The 19,137-nt window shown below is 57.3% G+C and carries 8 protein-coding genes, 1 tRNA gene and 3 rRNA genes; 10 read left to right on the top strand and 2 right to left on the bottom strand.

What is annotated here, in order from left to right:
* Positions 1-32: 32 nt before the first annotated feature.
* The gene (locus HD598_RS05200) at positions 33-929 is read right to left on the bottom strand and encodes an SDR family oxidoreductase (protein ID WP_183664290.1); all 897 of its coding nucleotides are present in this window, start codon (positions 927-929) and stop codon (positions 33-35) included.
* Positions 930-1,082: 153 nt separating this feature from the next.
* Between HD598_RS05200 and HD598_RS05195 the strand changes: the two genes are divergently transcribed.
* From HD598_RS05195 to HD598_RS05155, 9 genes are all read left to right on the top strand, one after another.
* The gene (locus HD598_RS05195; RefSeq protein WP_071894133.1) at positions 1,083-3,254 is read left to right on the top strand and encodes an alpha-1,4-glucan--maltose-1-phosphate maltosyltransferase; all 2,172 of its coding nucleotides are present in this window, start codon (positions 1,083-1,085) and stop codon (positions 3,252-3,254) included.
* On the top strand, positions 3,247-5,040 hold the full coding sequence (gene treS, locus HD598_RS05190) for a maltose alpha-D-glucosyltransferase (RefSeq protein ID WP_232317953.1): 1,794 nt from the start codon (positions 3,247-3,249) through the stop codon (positions 5,038-5,040). Before HD598_RS05195 ends, treS begins: the two co-directional genes overlap by 8 nt.
* A 4-nt stretch (positions 5,041-5,044) precedes the next feature.
* Positions 5,045-8,881 carry a 1,4-alpha-glucan branching protein GlgB gene (gene glgB, locus HD598_RS05185; protein WP_183664289.1) on the top strand — a complete coding sequence of 1,279 codons (3,837 nt, stop codon included), beginning with the start codon at positions 5,045-5,047 and terminating at the stop codon, positions 8,879-8,881.
* Positions 8,882-9,434: 553 nt separating this feature from the next.
* Positions 9,435-10,958 (top strand): 16S ribosomal RNA (locus HD598_RS05180).
* Between the two features lie 512 nt (positions 10,959-11,470).
* Positions 11,471-14,572: ribosomal RNA gene (locus HD598_RS05175) — 23S ribosomal RNA — on the top strand.
* Positions 14,573-14,807: 235 nt separating this feature from the next.
* Positions 14,808-14,924, top strand: a 5S ribosomal RNA gene (gene rrf / locus HD598_RS05170).
* Together the 16S, 23S and 5S rRNA genes form the textbook arrangement of a ribosomal RNA operon.
* A gap of 115 nt (positions 14,925-15,039) precedes the next feature.
* On the top strand, positions 15,040-15,534 hold the full coding sequence (locus tag HD598_RS05165; protein ID WP_183664287.1) for an SRPBCC family protein: 495 nt from the start codon (positions 15,040-15,042) through the stop codon (positions 15,532-15,534).
* 8 nt (positions 15,535-15,542) lie between these two features.
* Positions 15,543-16,946, top strand: coding sequence for an FAD-binding oxidoreductase (locus HD598_RS05160; protein ID WP_409366198.1), 1,404 nt, complete (start codon positions 15,543-15,545; stop codon positions 16,944-16,946).
* Positions 16,947-17,126: 180 nt separating this feature from the next.
* Positions 17,127-17,203, top strand: a tRNA-Pro gene (locus HD598_RS05155).
* Positions 17,204-17,311: 108 nt separating this feature from the next.
* Here HD598_RS05155 and HD598_RS05150 read toward each other — a convergent pair.
* Positions 17,312-18,106, bottom strand: coding sequence for an IclR family transcriptional regulator (locus HD598_RS05150; RefSeq protein ID WP_183664284.1), 795 nt, complete (start codon positions 18,104-18,106; stop codon positions 17,312-17,314).
* A 222-nt stretch (positions 18,107-18,328) separates the two neighbouring features.
* On the opposite strand from HD598_RS05150, the gene HD598_RS05145 reads away from it, so the two are divergent.
* Positions 18,329-19,126 carry an isochorismatase family protein gene (locus HD598_RS05145; RefSeq protein WP_232317952.1) on the top strand — a complete coding sequence of 266 codons (798 nt, stop codon included), beginning with the start codon at positions 18,329-18,331 and terminating at the stop codon, positions 19,124-19,126.
* Positions 19,127-19,137: the final 11 nt, after the last annotated feature.

Raw genomic sequence — 19,137 nt, 5'->3', positions numbered from 1 at the left:
CCGCGGCACTTACAAGGCGGGCGCCACGTGAGTTACGGGGTGGGCCTTCCACCGTTGATGTTGATGGTGGCGCCAGTGGTGTAACTCGATTCGGCCGAGGCCAAGTACACGTAGGCAGGCGCCAGCTCGGTGGGCTGACCCGCTCTGCCAAGCGGGGTGTCTTGGCCGAACGTCGGCAGCTTGTCCTTCGGCTGACCGTCGCTGACTTGGAGCGGAGTCCAAAAAGGTCCGGGCGCTACGGCGTTCACGCGGATGCCGCGCGGCGCCAACTGTTGCGCGAGGCCCTTGGTGAAATTGTTGATGGCGGCCTTGGTGCTGGCGTAATCAATCAGGTTCGGCGAAGGGCTGTAGGCCTGCACCGACGTGGTGTTGATGATGCTGGAGCCCGCCGGAAGAAGCGGGAGCGCGGCCTTAGTAATCCAAAACATGGCGGAGACGTTCACTCTGAAGGTCTCTTCCCACTGTTCATCCGTGAGGTCCTCCAAGCGCTCCACGGAAATTTGCTTTCCGGCGTTGTTGACGAGGATGTCGAGGCCTCCGAGCGCCTCAGCCGCGTCCGTCACAAGCTTCTTGGCGACGTGAGAATCGGAAATATCTCCAGGAAGTACGACGACGCGTTGCCCGGTTTCGGTGATGACCTTGGCGATTTCTTGGGCGTCCGGTTCTTCGCTCGGGAGATAGTTCAGGGCCACATCCGCGCCTTCGCGAGCAAAGGCGATGGCGACGGCGGCTCCGATTCCTGAGTCGCCTCCCGTGATGAGGGCTTTGCGGCCGGTGAGGCGGCCCAGTCCGCGGTAGGATTCTTCGCCGCGATCCGTGGTGGGCTTGAGGTCTCGATCAAGTCCAGGTTCTGGCTGGTCCTGCGGGGGCGGTGAAATGACGGGGTAACGGGTGACCGGGTTTTGGAACGTGTATTGATCCTGTGACATGAGCTCAACTTCTTTCCGTCAATGTTTGTGCGGGCTTTCTTCGAGCTACAGTCCACTCTCACACAGAAAAATTACGGCGTAAACCATCTAAATTTTGTGCTGATCTAGCGCGGAGCTTGGATATGTTCGCGGATTATCGCTAGTTTCTTAACTGTGAGCTATGGAAAAGCCGATTACGGCCGAATCCCCGTGACCGAAGTTCAACCAGCTATTGACGGTGGAAAGGTTCCTGCGAAAGCTTTCGTGGGTGAGGAAATCACCGTTTCCGCTGTGGCATTCCGAGAGGGCCATGACCAGCTCGGTGTCTCCGCGGTGCTCTATGACCCGCACGGACGAGAACGGCAACGCGTGCGCTTGCGGCCCGGCACCCCCGGCCTGGACCAGTGGCACGGCAGTGTCCGCCCAGACGGCGAAGGCGTGTGGGAATTCGAAATCGAAGCGTGGGATAGCCCCTATGACACGTGGGTTCACGACGCTGGCGTCAAGATCGCAGCCGGTGTGGACGTGGACCTCATGCTCCAAGAAGGCATCAAACTTCTTTCCACCGCCGCGGATGACGCAGCTTCCTACGCAGCTGAGCCAGCTCTGAACAAGGGTGCTGCAGCACTTGAGGCGCTGAGCAAGTTCGTTGGAAACAAGCAAAGCACTCCCGAATCCGCGGCGCTCTTGCCTCGCCACGAAGCCACGCTGCGTGAAGCTGTACAGGGCCTGTCAGACACCACGCGCGAACCGCTGGACCGGTACGCCGCCGGCGTCGCCCCCGAAATCAAATCACTGATGGACGAACGCCCGCTGCGCCGCTTGGTGACCTACAGCGGAAAGTTCCCCCTCAACGTGGAACGCGTCGCCGCCGGTCACGCTGCCTGGTACGAGTTCTTCCCACGTTCCGAAGGCGCCGTCTTCAACCAAGAGACCGGCACCTTCACCTCCGGTAACTTCCGCACTGCGGCCAAGAGCCTTGATCGCGTAGCGGATATGGGCTTCAACGTGATCTACATGCCGCCCATCCACCCGATTGGCCGCGCCCACCGCAAGGGACCGAACAACACCCTGAACGCTGGCGAGTTCGATCCAGGATCACCGTGGGCAATCGGTTCCCCAGACGGCGGCCATGACGCGATCCACCCTGAACTCGGAACGGTCGAAGATTTCGAAGCGTTCGTGGCTCGTGCCCACGAACTCGGCCTCGAAGTTGCGTTGGACCTCGCGCTCCAGGCCAGCCCGGATCACCCGTGGGTGACCGAGCACCCGGAATGGTTCACGACGCGCGTTGACGGCACCATCGCCTACGCCGAGAACCCTCCCAAGAAGTATCAGGACATCTTCCCGATCAACTTTGATAATGATCCCAAGGGCATCTACAAAGAGGTCCTGCGGATCGTAAAGCTGTGGATTGACCGAGGCGTCAAGATTTTCCGCGTGGATAATCCACACACCAAGCCCCTGCAGTTCTGGGAATGGCTCATCCGTAAGGTCAACAAGGACCACCCAGAAGTACTCTTCCTAGCCGAGGCGTTTACGCGTCCGGCCATGATGGGCGCCTTGGGCAAGGCTGGATTCCAGCAGTCCTACACCTACTTCACGTGGCGCAACACCAAGGAGGAGCTGTACGAATACCTCCAGCACGTCTCCCAAGAGTCCCCGGCGTACTTCCGCCCTAACTTCTGGGTGAACACGCCTGACATTCTCACCGAGTACTTGCAGTACGGCGGACAGGCCGCGTTCAAGATTCGCGCGATCCTCGCCGCCACTGCCACCCCACTATGGGGCATGTACGCGGGCTACGAGCTCTGCGAACACGTCGCTCGCCCGGGCGCCGAAGAGTACATTGACAACGAGAAGTACGAATTCAAGAACCGTGATTTCGCGGCAGCCGAAGCAGAGGGACGCTCCATCATCCCGCTGATCCGCCGCCTCAACGAGATCCGCGCGGCACACCCCGCGCTCGGCGATTTGCGCACGTTGCGCTTGCACGACACCTCGGATGACGCCACCGTGGCGTTCTCCAAAACTCGCCACGCCCAACCGCACGGTGTCCTTACGGACGCAAGCGGCGTCGTCGTACCTGCAGAAAAATCAAGCGACATCGATACCGTCATTGTCCTTGTCAACACCGATTCTCACTATGCCCGCGAAGGCCAAGTTCACTTGGATCTTTCCGCGCTAGACCTGCGTCCCGAGGATCTTACGGACAACGGCACCTTCTTGGTGGATGATCTGCTTTCTGGCGAAACGTGGGAATGGAGCGCGGAAAACTACTACCGCCTCGATCCACACGTTCGTCCCGCCCATATTCTTTCTGTCCGTCGAGGTATCCGTGGCTAATCCATTTCAACTGCACGCACCGGGCATTTCCCATGACCCCGATTGGCACCGCAAAGCCGTATTCTACGAAGTCCTCGTCCGCGCCTTCGCCGATTCCAACGGCGACGGTGTGGGCGATCTTTCCGGGCTGATTGACAAGCTCGACTACCTGCAGTGGCTCGGCATCGACTGCCTGTGGGTGCCACCGTTCTACAAGTCACCGTTGAAAGACGGCGGCTACGATATCTCGGACTACGAGGACGTGCTGGACGAATTCGGTACGCTCGGCGACTTCCGCCGCCTGGTCTCTGAAGCGCACGCGCGCGGGTTGCGCGTCATCATCGACCTCCCCATGAACCACACCAGTGATCAGCACCCGTGGTTCCAAGAATCGCGCAAGGACCCCGACGGCCCGTACGGCGATTTCTACGTGTGGAGCGATACGGATGAGAAGTACCAGGATGCCCGCATCATCTTCATTGACACGGAAGAGTCCAACTGGTCCTTTGACCCCGTGCGCCGCCAGTTCTTCTGGCACCGCTTCTTCAGCCACCAGCCAGACCTGAACTTTGAGAACCCGGCCGTGCATGAGGCCATGTTCAACGTGGTGCGATTCTGGCTGGACCTCGGCGTGGACGGCTTCCGCGCTGACGCCATCCCGTACCTCTTCGAAGAAGACGGGACCAACTGCGAAAACTTGCCAGGAACCCACGATTTCTTGCGGGACCTGCGCTCCATGGTGGACCGCGAGTACCCGGGCCGCATCATCATCGCCGAAGCCAACCAGCCACCGGCTGAAGTGGTGGAGTACTTCGGTACGGAAGAAGCGCCCGAATGCCACATGTGCTTCCACTTCCCGATCATGCCGAAGATTTACTACGCGCTGCGTGATCAGCAGGCCGGACCCATCATTGAGGCCATGGAACACACCCCGGAGATTCCTGCCGGAACCCAGTGGGGAACGTTCTTGCGTAACCACGACGAGCTGACCCTCGAAATGGTCACGCCCGCCGAGCGCGAAGCGATGCTGGGCTGGTACGCGCCAGATTCACGCATGCGCGCCAACGTGGGTATTCGCCGCCGTTTGGCGCCGTTGCTGGATAACTCCCGTTCTGAGCTCGAGCTCATCCACGCCCTCTTGCTCGCCCTGCCCGGCAGCCCGTTCCTGTACTACGGGGACGAGATCGGCATGGGCGACAACATTTGGTTGGAAGACCGCGACGCGTCCCGTACGCCGATGCAGTGGAACCCGGACCGCAACGCCGGTTTCTCGAGCGCGGATCCCGGCAAGCTGTACTTGCCGGTGATTCAGTCGCTCGTCTACAACTTCGCCACCGTGAACGTCGAGCAGCAGCTCGCGCACTCGTCATCGATGCTGCACTGGCTGCGTCAAATGCTCGGCGTGCGCCGACAGCACCCGGTGTTCGGCACCGGTACCTACCGCAACGTGGAGACGTCCTCGCCGCAAGTGCTCGCGTTCTTGCGCGAATCCACCGATGTGCAGCTGGAAGAGGACTTGCACGTGGAATCCGGCGCAGCCGAACAGATTCTGTGCGTGTACAACTTGTCCCAGCACCCTGTGAGCGCGGAACTGCGTTTGCCGGATTACGCGGAGCGCGGCTTGCGCGATGTCTTCGGCGGACATGTCTTCCCGCCGGTGTCTGCCGATGGTCACGCCACCATTTCGCTTGGATCCCAGGGCTTCTACTGGCTGCGCGTGCGCTCGCCGAAGTCTGATGTTTCTTCGCCGGCGACAACCTCGCTACCGGTCATTACTCCCTTTCACGGACGCCAGGAGGCAAGCTAACGCTATGAGCATCGACGAAAGCAACATCATCCCCAACTCCGAGAACCCGGCGTTGTTGACGCTGCTTTCGGAGTGGCTTGAGCAGCAGCGTTGGTTCCCGGCGCGCGGGCGAGAATTCTCGCTGCGCGTGGCCGGAACCGTGGCGTTGGACGAGCCTCGCGGCGTAGCGAGCTTGGAGTCTGTGCTGTTGGCGGTAGATTCTCCGGCTGCTGATACGGCCGTGGTGCACGTGCCGCTGTCCTTCCGTCTGAAGCCGCTGGTGGCTGCCGACGAGGATGACCAGGCTGATATTGAGGCTGCGCTCTTGGGCTTGCTGACTGAGGCTGGTCAGCCCACGGTGTTCGTCTACGACGGCACTCACGATCCGGCGTTTGTCGCCGCGTGGCTGGAAATGGTGCGCCGTGGGAATCGGACGGGTGGCGCTGAGGGCCGGCCCACGCCGGAGTTCGCTGCGCGTTCCGCCTTTGCGATGCCGCTGGTGGCGGGCGTTTTGGGTGGGGAGCAGTCCAATACTTCGGTAGTGGTGCAGTCCGCTGAAGGCGATGTCATCATCAAGTTCTTCCGCGTACCCGTTCCTGGCGTGAACCCGGACGTGGAGTTGGGTTCCTTGCTGACGCAGGCTGGGTCCCGCGACGTCCCGCTGACGCACGGTGAAGTGGTGGGCACGTGGGATTTGGGCGCGATTGCTGAGGACGCGCAGCCCGAATCCGGCGCGTTGTCCGTGATTCGCGAGTTCATTCCGGGCAGCAAGGACGCGTGGCGTATTGCCTCCATTGCCGCGATTCAGGACCGTGATTTCACGCGGGAGGCTCGCGAAATTGGCCGCACGACGGCCCGGCTGCACGAATCCTTGCGCTCCGTTGCGGGGACAAGGGCCGTTGAGGACGACGACGCAGCTCGCTTCACGCAGTCACTTCGCCGACGCATTGAGCGCGGTTGGCGCGCGGTGGGTTCATCTGTAGGTGATTACGACGCCGGAATCGACGCTGTGCTCGCCGAAATTGATGACGTGCGGGAATTGCCCGCATTGCAGCGTATTCACGGCGATTACCACTTGGGCCAGGTGCTCCGTTCGAAAGCGCGCGGCTGGACCGTTCTGGACTTTGAAGGCGAACCGTTGCGTTCTGCCGATGAGCGCTCGCAGCATGATGTTGCGCTGCGCGATGTGGTGGGAATGTTGCGTTCCTTCGACTACGCCGCGGGAGTCGCCGATCATCACGCGGATGGCGAGGGATCCTCTGAATCATGCACCGATCACTCTGCGTGGGCTCGCGCTGCGCGTGAGGCGTTCTTGCAGGGCTATGCCGAGGAAACCGGTCAAAAGGTAGACACAAACTCTGCGTTGTTCAAGGGATTGTGGCTGGATAAGGCCTTGTATGAGGTGGCCTACGAGCAGCAGAACCGTCCTTCGTGGATCCCCGTTCCGGCCGGTGCCGTGCGCGAGATCCTCGATCAGGCGCCCACCAGTGTCCCAACAACGTCCGCCATTTCACCAGAAACCAACGAGGAATCAACCATCTCCGCTACTGACGATGCCAACTCATTGACCACCTCCGGCGTGAACGCCGCAACCCCGGAAGTATCGGGTGTGGAGTCACCTAGTTTCATTGCGACTGGTGATGAAGCGGCTACTCCAGTTCGGATGGCGCGTGACGCGAAGCCGCTTCCGGTGGCTCAGGACATCCTGCAAGCCGTTGGCAACGGTGAATACTTCGCGCCACACTCCGTGCTGGGCGCGCATTTACATGACAACGATTTCGTGACCATTCGCGTCCGTCGCCCGTTTGCCAAGAGCGTGGAAATCATCACCAAGAACGGTTCGCTGCCCATGCATCATGAGCATGCTGGTGTGTGGACTGCCGTGATGAAAGCCGAGATTCCGGGCCACGCGCCGGATTATCGGGTGGAAACCCGCTGGACTGACGAAGATCCCGTTGTTGAGGATGACCCGTACCGTCACTTGCCAACTTTGGGCGAACTGGACATGCACCTGGTGGGCGAAGGCCGCCACGAACGTTTGTGGGAAGTCCTCGGCGCGCACGTGCAGCGCTACTCGTCCCTGTTGGGTGAAACCACGGGCGTGAGCTTCGCCGTCTGGGCACCAAACGCTGAAAACGTCCGAGTCAAAGGCACGTTCAACAACTGGGATGGCTCCATCCACGCGATGCGTTCCATGGGGCACACCGGTATTTGGGAAATTTTCGTCCCGGGTGCCGCTGCCGGAGATATCTACAAGTTTGAGATCCGTGGCAAGGACGGACAGTGGCGAGACAAGGCGGATCCGCTGGCCCGCGCCACCGAAATTCCACCGCTTACCGGATCCGTGGTCGAAGAAAGCAACTACGGCTTCAACGACGACGAGTGGATGGCGCAGCGCGTTGCGAATGACCCGCACAACGGACCCATGAGCGTGTACGAAGTGCACTTGGGCTCATGGCGACCAGGGTTGAACTACCGCGAACTCGCGCGTCAACTCGCAGAATATGTGGGTTGGCAGGGCTTCACCCACGTGGAGTTCTTGCCTGTTGCCGAGCACCCTTTTGGTGGCTCATGGGGTTACCAAGTCACCGGCTACTACGCGCCTACCTCGCGCTTCGGCTCCCCGGATGATTTCCGCTACCTCGTGGATACGCTCCACCAGGCCGGAATCGGCGTGATTGTTGACTGGGTCCCCGCGCACTTCCCGAAGGATGAGTGGGCGCTGGCCAAGTTTGATGGTCAGCCGCTTTACGAGCACCCGGATCCTCGCCGTGGCGAACACCCTGACTGGGGCACCCTTATCTTCGACTTCGGCCGCAACGAAGTCCGCAATTTCTTGGTAGCCAATGCGCTGTACTGGTTCCAGGAATTCCACATCGATGGACTGCGCGTGGATGCTGTGGCGTCGATGCTGTACTTGGACTACTCCCGCGAACACGGGCAGTGGGAACCCAACGCTTTCGGTGGCCGCGAAAACCTGGAAGCGATCCGCTTCTTGCAAGAAGTGAACGCCACGGTCTACAAGGTGGCGCCTGGCGCTGTCATGATCGCCGAAGAATCCACCGCGTTCGATGGCGTCACTCGCCCCACCAGCAACGGCGGCTTGGGCTTTGGCATCAAGTGGAACATGGGCTGGATGCATGACTCGCTCGAGTACATGCAAGAGGATCCCGTGAACCGCGCGTGGCACCACGACAAGATGACGTTTGGCCTCGTGTACGCGTGGACGGAGAACTTCATCCTGCCGATTTCGCATGACGAAGTGGTGCACGGCAAGGGTTCCTTGCTTCGCAAGATGCCGGGGGACCGGTGGAAGCAGCTCGCTAACGTGCGTGCTTATATTGCCTTCCAGTGGACTCACCCGGGTAAGCAGCTGATCTTTATGGGCACCGAATACGCCCAGGATGCCGAGTGGAATGAAGCAGCTGGCCTTGACTGGTGGCTCACCGAAAAGCCTGAGCACTCCGGCGTGCAGCACATGGTGAAGGAACTGAACCGCGTGTATACCGAGAACTCGGCGCTGTGGGAGTTGGATAACGATCCTTCTGGTTTCCAGTGGATCGATTCCAACGACAGCGAGGGCAGTACGTTGTCCTACCTTCGCCGCAACCGAGCAGGCGAAGAAGTGGTTGTCGCCGTGAACTTTGCCGGGTCACCTCGAGAGGGGTTCGAACTAGGTTTGCCGGCTGCGGGGGAGTGGGAAGAGATTTTCAATTCCGACGACGCCGCGTGGGGTGGATCTGGTGTCGTGAATTCCGGGGCTATTTCCGCAAGCAACGAAGCCAAATTCGCGATGCCGGCACGTGCAATCGTGACGTTGCCGCCGCTCGGTGCAGCGATTTACCGGCGCAAAACCGCTTAAAGACGCGGATCTGAAAGTAAAAGTCTGAAAATCGACCCGCAAAGGTGACGGAGCTCTCGAAAAAGAGTTTCGTCGCCTTTGCTCGTTAACCGGCTGTTCACCCGTGTGGGGTGTAGGGAAGTTCGGCGGAATTCCGGGGTTTTTGAGCTGCCGAAAAGACGAAGCAACCGCCGATTTGCAAAGTGTCAGCAACCCTAGTAAAGTTTTATCTCGCGCCGCTCGCCGGAAAGAAAGTCTGAAAGACGAAACTCCGGGGAAAAGCGCAAAGCACGGAACCAAGTGTTCACCTTCGGTTTGACTGAAGTTCAAGAACACGGTAAAGTGAACAAGCCGCCGCAGCGGAGATCGAGAAATGGTTCTCGAAAGAAACGCGGTAGGTGTCTGTTGTTTGAGATCTCAATAGTGTGTCATGTTTGTTGATACCGAAGTTTTTCGGTAATAACTGCTGATGATGAATCCGTTTTGGGTTTGTTGTTGGTTTTTTATTGCTGGGTTTGAATTTGGTGCCATCGATCACGCGTTTTCCCGTGTGGTGTGGTGGTGTCTGTATTTTTTTACGGAGAGTTTGATCCTGGCTCAGGATGAACGCTGGCGGCGTGCTTAACACATGCAAGTCGAACGATGATGCCTAGCTTGCTAGGTGGATTAGTGGCGAACGGGTGAGTAACACGTGAGTAACCTGCCCCTGACTCTGGGATAAGCCTGAGAAATTGGGTCTAATACTGGATATGAGCATCTATCGCATGGTGGGTGTTGGAAAGATTTTTTGGTTAGGGATGGACTCGCGGCCTATCAGCTTGTTGGTGAGGTAGTGGCTCACCAAGGCGACGACGGGTAGCCGGCCTGAGAGGGTGACCGGCCACACTGGGACTGAGACACGGCCCAGACTCCTACGGGAGGCAGCAGTGGGGAATATTGCACAATGGGCGAAAGCCTGATGCAGCGACGCCGCGTGAGGGATGACGGCCTTCGGGTTGTAAACCTCTTTCAGTAGGGAAGAAGCGAAAGTGACGGTACCTGCAGAAGAAGCGCCGGCTAACTACGTGCCAGCAGCCGCGGTAATACGTAGGGCGCAAGCGTTATCCGGAATTATTGGGCGTAAAGAGCTCGTAGGCGGTTTGTCGCGTCTGCCGTGAAAGTCCGGGGCTTAACTCCGGATCTGCGGTGGGTACGGGCAGGCTAGAGTGCAGTAGGGGAGACTGGAATTCCTGGTGTAGCGGTGAAATGCGCAGATATCAGGAGGAACACCGATGGCGAAGGCAGGTCTCTGGGCTGTAACTGACGCTGAGGAGCGAAAGCATGGGTAGCGAACAGGATTAGATACCCTGGTAGTCCATGCCGTAAACGTTGGGCACTAGGTGTGGGGGACATTCCACGTTTTCCGCGCCGTAGCTAACGCATTAAGTGCCCCGCCTGGGGAGTACGGCCGCAAGGCTAAAACTCAAAGGAATTGACGGGGGCCCGCACAAGCGGCGGAGCATGCGGATTAATTCGATGCAACGCGAAGAACCTTACCAAGGCTTGACATGGACTAGATCGCCGCAGAGATGTGGTTTCCCTTCGGGGCTGGTTCACAGGTGGTGCATGGTTGTCGTCAGCTCGTGTCGTGAGATGTTGGGTTAAGTCCCGCAACGAGCGCAACCCTCGTTCTATGTTGCCAGCACGTTATGGTGGGGACTCATAGGAGACTGCCGGGGTCAACTCGGAGGAAGGTGGGGACGACGTCAAATCATCATGCCCCTTATGTCTTGGGCTTCACGCATGCTACAATGGCCGGTACAAAGGGTTGCGATACTGTGAGGTGGAGCTAATCCCAAAAAGCCGGTCTCAGTTCGGATTGGGGTCTGCAACTCGACCCCATGAAGTTGGAGTCGCTAGTAATCGCAGATCAGCAACGCTGCGGTGAATACGTTCCCGGGCCTTGTACACACCGCCCGTCAAGTCACGAAAGTTGGTAACACCCGAAGCCGGTGGCCTAACCCCTTGTGGGAGGGAGCTGTCGAAGGTGGGACTGGCGATTGGGACTAAGTCGTAACAAGGTAGCCGTACCGGAAGGTGCGGCTGGATCACCTCCTTTCTAAGGAGCAACTAACACCACCAACATGCTCTAATGGGTGTGTTTGTGTGGTGGTAGAGAATATCCCGATTTCCTGTACTTGTGTTACAGGGTCGTGGTGCTCATGGGTGGAATATCAGCAAATAATTTCCTGGCGTAGTGGATGATCGCCACCAGTTAGTACGACCGGTAAAACTTTAGGGTTTTCTGGTCTGGAACGCGGGTGGGGGTGGTTCGAGTCGGGGGGTGTATGACACATTATTGGGGCCTGAAACAACAGGCCGGCACTACGTGAGTGGTGTTGGAGTGTTGTTTTTGGTGTCTGCACGCTGCTAACAGCGATTCTCGGGGTTTCCCGGGTCGTGGTGTGGGGTGTGTGGGTTGTTGTTTGGGAACTGTATAGTGGACGCGAGCATCTAACAATCACACTTTTATGTGTGGTTGTTGTTTTCTGCAATAAATCGAGTAAACCATTTTTTGATTGTTTCTTGTGTTTGTTTTGTGTTTGTTCTTTGCTTATGAGCTTTTTGTGTTTGTAAGTTTTTAAGGGCGCATGGTGGATGCCTTGGCATTGGGAGCCGATGAAGGACGTGGGAATCTGCGATAAGCCTGGTGGAGTTGATAACCGAGCGTTGATACCAGGATGTCCGAATGGGGAAACCCCGCACGTGTTATGACGTGTGACCAATACTTGAATACATAGGGTATTGGGGGAAACGCGGGGAAGTGAAACATCTCAGTACCCGCAGGAAGAGAAAACAAAAGTGATTCCGTTAGTAGTGGCGAGCGAACGCGGAAGAGGCTAAACCTGTGGTGTGTGATACCTGACGGGGGTTGCATCATGGGGGTTGTGGGGTTACCACGTACGATCACCGTTTTGGGTCGTGAAATGTGTGTGTGTTGAGGCGAATAGGTTGGGAAACCTGACCGTAGACGGTGAGAGTCCGGTAGCTGGTCTATGCATGCATGTTTTTGTGGTGATACCCGAGTATCACGGGGCTCGAGGAATCCCGTGTGAATCTGCCAGGACCACCTGGTAAGCCTAAATACTACCCAATGACCGATAGCGGATTAGTACCGTGAGGGAATGGTGAAAAGTACCCCGGGAGGGGAGTGAAATAGTACCTGAAACCATGTGCTTACAAACCGTCAGAGCATCCTTGTAGGTGTGATGGCGTGCCTTTTGAAGAATGAGCCTGCGAGTTAGTGCTGTGTCGCGAGGTTAACCCGTGAGGGGAAGCCGTAGCGAAAGCGAGTCTGAATAGGGCGTTTGAGTGGCACGGTCTAGACCCGAAGCGGAGTGATCTACCCATGGCCAGGTTGAAGCGCGTGTAAGAGCGCGTGGAGGACCGAACCCACTTCAGTTGAAAATGGAGGGGATGAGCTGTGGGTAGGGGTGAAAGGCCAATCAAACTCCGTGATAGCTGGTTCTCCCCGAAATGCATTTAGGTGCAGCGTTACGTGTTTCTTACTGGAGGTAGAGCTACTGGATGGCTAATGGGCCCCACCGGGTTACTGACGTCAGCCAAACTCCGAATGCCAGTAAGTGAGAGCGTAGCAGTGAGACTGTGGGGGATAAGCTTCATAGTCGAGAGGGAAACAGCCCAGAATGCCGACTAAGGCCCCTAAGCGTGTGCTAAGTGGGAAAGGATGTGGAGTTGCTTAGACAACCAGGAGGTTGGCTTAGAAGCAGCCACCCTTGAAAGAGTGCGTAATAGCTCACTGGTCAAGTGATTCCGCGCCGACAATGTAGCGGGGCTCAAGCACACCGCCGAAGTCGCATCATTCAATTATTGATTGGATGGGTAGGGGAGCGTCGTGTACGGGGTGAAGCTGCCGGGTAACCGTGTGGTGGACTGTACACGAGTGAGAATGCAGGCATGAGTAGCGAATGACGGGTGAGAAACCCGTCCGCCGAATGATCAAGGGTTCCAGGGTCAAGCTAATCTGCCCTGGGTTAGTCGGGACCTAAGGCGAGGCCGACAGGCGTAGTCGATGGACAACGGGTTGATATTCCCGTACCGGCGAAAAACCGTCCCATACCAATATCGTTTTCTGCTAACCACCCCAAAGATACTGTTGTTCTCCTTCGGGAGGATGGTTGTGTTGGCGGCGTGGGACCCGGGAATGTGAGGTCAGCGTATTAACAGGTGTGACGCAGGAAGGTAGCCGGGCCAGGCAATGGAAATGACCTGGTCCAAGGGTGTAGGCCGAGTCATAGGCAAATCCGTGACTCATATAGGTTGAGACCTGATAGGCGCCCACATTGGTGGGTGATCCGGTGATCCTCTGCTGCCAAGAAAAGCATCGACGCGAGGTTTTAGCCGCCCGTACCCCAAACCGACACAGGTGATCTGGTAGAGAATACCAAGGCGATCGAGAGAATCATGGTTAAGGAACTCGGCAAAATGCCCCCGTAACTTCGGGAGAAGGGGGGCCCTAACCGTGAAACCCACTTGCTGGGTGGAGGCGGATCAGGGCCGCAGAGACCAGGGGGAAGCGACTGTTTACTAAAAACACAGGTCCGTGCGAAGTCGCAAGACGATGTATACGGACTGACTCCTGCCCGGTGCTGGAAGGTTAAGAGGACCTGTTAGCGTAAGCGAAGCGGAGAATTTAAGCCCCAGTAAACGGCGGTGGTAACTATAACCATCCTAAGGTAGCGAAATTCCTTGTCGGGTAAGTTCCGACCTGCACGAATGGAGTAACGACTTCCCCGCTGTCTCAACCATGAACTCGGCGAAATTGCAGTACGAGTAAAGATGCTCGTTACGCGCAGCAGGACGGAAAGACCCCGAGACCTTCACTATAGTTTGGTATTGGTGTTCGGTGCGGTTTGTGTAGGATAGGTGGGAGACTGTGAAGCGGGCACGCTAGTGCTCGTGGAGTCATCGTTGAAATACCACTCTGACCGTACCGGATTCCTAACTTCGGCCCATAATCTGGGTCAGGGACAGTGCCTGATGGGTAGTTTAACTGGGGCGGTTGCCTCCTAAAGAGTAACGGAGGCGCCCAAAGGTTCCCTCAGCCTGGTTGGCAATCAGGTGTCGAGTGTAAGTGCACAAGGGAGCTTGACTGTGAGAGAGACATCTCGAGCAGGGACGAAAGTCGGGACTAGTGATCCGGCGGCACGTTGTGGAACGGCCGTCGCTCAACGGATAAAAGGTACCTCGGGGATAACAGGCTGATCTTGCCCAAGAGTCCATATCGACGGCATGGTTTGGCACCTCGATGTCGGCTCGTCGCATCCTGGGGCTGGAGTAGGTCCCAAGGGTTGGGCTGTTCGCCCATTAAAGCGGTACGCGAGCTGGGTTTAGAACGTCGTGAGACAGTTCGGTCCCTATCCGCTGCGCGCGTAGGAAATTTGAGAAGAGCTGTCCTTAGTACGAGAGGACCGGGACGGACGAACCTCTGGTGTGTCAGTTGTACTGCCAAGTGCACCGCTGATTAGCTACGTTCGGACAGGATAACCGCTGAAAGCATCTAAGCGGGAAGCCTCCTTCAAGATAAGATTTCCATACACCTAGAGTGTTGAAGGCCCCCAGCTAGACCACTGGGTTGATAGGCAGGATGTGGAAGCGAGAACTAAAGACTCGTGAAGCTGACCTGTACTAATAGGCCAACAACTTACAACACACCCCAACACACACCGTGTGAAAAATGGGGGAGAACATTCCAGCAGAAAAGCTGCCGCGTCCACCATACAGCACCGAAACAACAAACCACCCCCACCCCCAAAACACACAACGTGTGAACGGGATCCGTGCAAACGGAACCGTGCGAACGGGATCCAGGGGGTAGACACCACACCATATGTGAATACTTGAACCCAACACCACAACTTGTGGAACGTTGCTGGTTCGCCAAAGTTACGGCGGCCATAGCGTGGGGGAAACGCCCGGACCCATCCCGAACCCGGAAGCTAAGACCCACAGCGCCAATGGTACTGCACCCGGGAGGGTGTGGGAGAGTAGGACACCGCCGGACAACCCTTACAGGAAGACCCCCACAACGACGTGAGGGTCTTCCACACTTTAACAACCACGTAGCCCCGCTCCCCCACGAGCAGGGCTACAACTCTTTAAAAGACTAGAATCGACTGATGGACTCACTCTTTTCTCATGCCGTGCCGCCTGAAGAGCCGGCATCGCCGACTAGTGCAGCAGGAGACTCTGCTGAACTCTCGCATGCCGTGAAAGTTCCGGTCGAACCAGACCAGGCGTTCGAGGGATTCATTGATTACCTCCATCTGTGGTGGCCGTCCGAGTACACAGTCTTCGGCAGCGGCACGCACGTTGCTATTGAGGATGGTGAGCTGGGCGAAGAAAGTGTTGAGGGGCATTGGCTTCCCTGGGCAAAAGTTCAGAAGGTTGTCCACGGTGGGTTGTTAGAGATGGAAAGTCTGGATCCGTCCCGGGCTCGTGTGAGCGTCCGCTTTACAGCTGAGGGTCCTTCGGCCACCACCGTATCGGTGGATCAAGACGCTCCACTAGTAATTTTGGAGCAAGATCAGCACCCTATTGTCGTTAGTTGGCTAGACGTGCTGGGGTACTACGCTCGATTTATGGGTGCCGATACACGCAGCCAGGATTCATAGGAGTGAATATCTTGCCAGTCGTATCTCATGTCGTTGATGATTTTGAGTCAATTGTTGCTGAACTCACGGAGACTTTAGCTGATACCGGTGCTGCCTCAGTGTTGAGGGATTCCGAAGCGCTGACCAAGTATCAGCGGGATATGGGTGCTCTTGAGGATCCGCATCTTCCCTTAGCTGTGGTTTTGGCGGAGTCGGTGTCTGACGTGCAGAACACTCTACGGTGGGCGTCAACGCATCGAATCAGTGTGGTTCCTCGCGGCGCGGGTACAGGCGTTTCCGGTGCGGCGCACGCGATCGAACGCTGCATTGTCTTGTCCCTCGAACTCATGAATCGGATTATTGAGGTTCGTCCCGATGACGAGATAGCCGTAGTGGAGCCCGGTGTAGTCAACGCTGACCTGAATGCCGCTGTTGCGCAGTACGGTCTTATGTATGCGCCTGATCCGGCGAGCTATCAGCAGTCCACTATCGGTGGCAATGTGTCTACTAACGCTGGTGGTCTGCGTTGCGCGAAGTACGGTGTGACCCGTGATTCGGTACTGGGTCTTACTGTGGTGATGGCTGACGGTTCTATCATCGAAACGGGCAAGCAAACCTTCAAAGGTGTTGCCGGCTATGATCTAACTTCCCTAGTCATCGGCTCAGAGGGAACCTTAGGAATAGTCGTAAGTGCAACTGTTCGACTTCGCTACTTGAGCAAGAATCAGCGGGCGATCGCGGCGATTTTTCCAGACATCGAGACCGCCGCTCAGGGCGTGCTTGAAATCGGCCGTGCAAGGATTCAGCCGGCCATCTTGGAGTTGCTGGACGATGGCGTCATGGCGGTCATCGATTCGATCCACGGTACGCAACTGCAAGGAACCGGCGGTGCCCTGCTGTTGGCCTTGACCGACGGTTTTGGTGCGCTTCTCGAGGAGCAAGCAATCCGCGATCAGCTGTCAAAACTCGGTGCGACCCTCTTTGAACCGGATGATCCGCAAGCTATGAAGCTGCTCGAAATGCGTCGGGTGAGCCGAGGAGACGAACAAGACGATGTCTACCGTGTGGGGGAGGACGTGGCAGTTCCGCGTAGCAAGCTGGTGGATTACGTTCACGAGCTTCGACTCATTGCCGAGCGACACAACGTATGGGTACGCACGGTAGCTCATGCCGGCGACGGCAATCTGCACCCAACTTTCTGGATCGATCCAGCAGAAGGCGAAGCGGGACTGACGCGGTTGGAGCGCGCTCTCGATGATTCAATCCGGTCAGCGCTCGCTATCGGAGGAACCATCACTGGAGAGCATGGAGTTGGTCAGTACAAACTTCGTTGGCTCGGTTGGGAACAGAGCGAACAGGTTCGAGAACTTCAATACAAGATCAAGGAAGTTTTTGATCCGCAGGGAATCTTGAATCCTGGAAAGGCTATCTGATCTGATTCTCCGCGAGGTGAGGTTTCTCTAGATAACGTTGTGTGGTTGGCGTCCCGGTAGGTGGCTTTCTTTGGAGGTTTTTCATACCGGCATGCCGCCCGTATGATCAGCGTGACCGGTGCCACTGGATTCGAATTTCCAGTCGTTCAGGAGTAAGGTAAGTAAGCGCTGAAATGCTTTCGGGGTGTGGCGCAGCTTGGTAGCGCGCGTCGTTCGGGACGACGAGGCCGCAGGTTCAAATCCTGTCACCCCGACCAAAAAAGGGCGTGGGACTTGGGAAGAAATTCTCAAGTCCCACGCCCTTTTGTTTTGTTCATGGTTCGCGGGGTGTTGCCACCTTCTTATGGTGGATGGTGACTTAAAGACTAGTTTTCCGAACTCTTGCCGAGCCTGGCGGTGATGCCCTTAGCGGCCTCGACGGCACTGCGAATGAGCAGTTCACGCTTCTTCTGATACTCGACGCGATTCCGTGGTGCGGACACCACGATGCTGCCCAAAATCTTGCCCTGTGTGTCAAAGATCGGCGCGGCCACGCCGAATTCTTCAGGGGTGGTGTTGCCATCGTTGACGGCATATCCGCTGGCAAGGATCGCTTCAAGCTCCTCGACGAGCGCGCTGGTGTCCTTGGTGCCCTCGGGGGAGATGATCTTACCTTCGCTCACGAGGTCATTGACGAGTGGTCGCGGAAGATTCGCCAAGATGCTACGAACGCTAGAGGAATTCCACAGTCGGTACTGGGTGCCGATGCTTGCTGTGTGTTTGACCTGATGTGGACTGGCGATCTGGTCAACCACGATGGCGCTTTCACCGTTCCACAGGGCCAAGGCGGCGGTCTCTTCCGTGTCCTCGTTGAGCTTCTCCAGATAGGAGCGTGCTGCGAGGCGAGGATCCAAATTGGCCAACAACGGCGCGGCCAGGCTGAGCACCCCGAGCCCCAACTGGTACTTGCCGCTGCTCTCCTCGCGAATGAGGTAGCCGGCTTTCGCGAGTCCCTGAAGAACTCGCGAAATGGTGGATTTGTGGAGGCCCACCTGATTGGAAATCTCAGTCACGCTGAGCGTTGGTTGCGCTTGTGAGAAGCACTCCAAAATGGCAAGCCCGTTGAGCAAAGCGGCCGGTGCGCCCTGTGTTGCCGTTAACTCTTGCTCTTTAGGAACCACGGATCCTCCTCGTTTGACACTGTCTTCAGAATCCTATTACCGATCGGTGCCCCGGAGTCCACACCGGGTCTTTCGAAATACCGCGTCAAAAAACTTTTGGAAAACCTCTTGCGCGTTTCTATCTCTGCAACTAGATTGATACCAGAGCAACAGCAAAGATGGCTCGGGTCACACTCACCAGCAGGTGGCCGAAGATCATTTGGGAAAGAAACGGAGAGAATCGTGTCTAACGAGATTTACAAGTCGGACGAGGAATACAAGGAGACCGAGGCGCAGCTCGAGGCTCTTCTGGAGAAGGCATTCGGCCAGGGCACGGCAGAAATGAAGGCTCGCGGTTTCAAGCGTCGCGTCGGTTTCGGTACCCGCCCAGCAGTGATCCACATCGATATGGCTAACGCTTGGACTCGCCCGGACCACGCATTCACTTGCCGCAACATGGACACCATCATCCCGGCCTGCCAGGACCTCAACGCAGCAGCACGCGCTAAGGGTGTTCCGGTCATCTTCATCACCACCGCATATGACGTCTTAGACGTGTCCCTCCCATCTGACATGGGTCTGTGGTCGCAGAAGATTCCTCTCGAAACTTTGGACGCCTCTACGGGCGCAGCTGACATTGACTCCCGCATTGCTCCAGAGCCAGGCGAGCTCGTTATCACCAAGAAGCGCGCCTCAGCATTCCCAGGCACCTTCTTGAACCAGTTCTTGACGGCCAACCGCATTGACACCCTGATCGTCACTGGTGTGACGGCCTCCGCATGTGTCCGCAACACCGTTGAGGACGCAATGGCAGAAGGCTTCCGCCCCATCGTGGTCAAGGAAGCGGTGGGAGACCGCGTCGCCGGCACGGTTGCGTGGAACTTGTTCGACATCGACAACAAGTTCGGTGACGTGGAGAATCTCTCCACCGTTGTTGAATACCTCAACAACCTCCCACGCTTCGAGGACACGGTTCCTACCCCAGCACTGAGCATCGTGAAGCAGGAAGCACCAGCTCCTGAGTTCGCACCAGCGCACTAATTCCACAATTT

This window comes from Neomicrococcus aestuarii (genome assembly GCF_014201135.1).
GTDB lineage: Bacteria > Actinomycetota > Actinomycetes > Actinomycetales > Micrococcaceae > Neomicrococcus > Neomicrococcus aestuarii.
The sequence above is the reverse complement of the archived record's forward strand: the minus strand, read 5'-3'. Positions and strand labels throughout refer to the sequence as shown.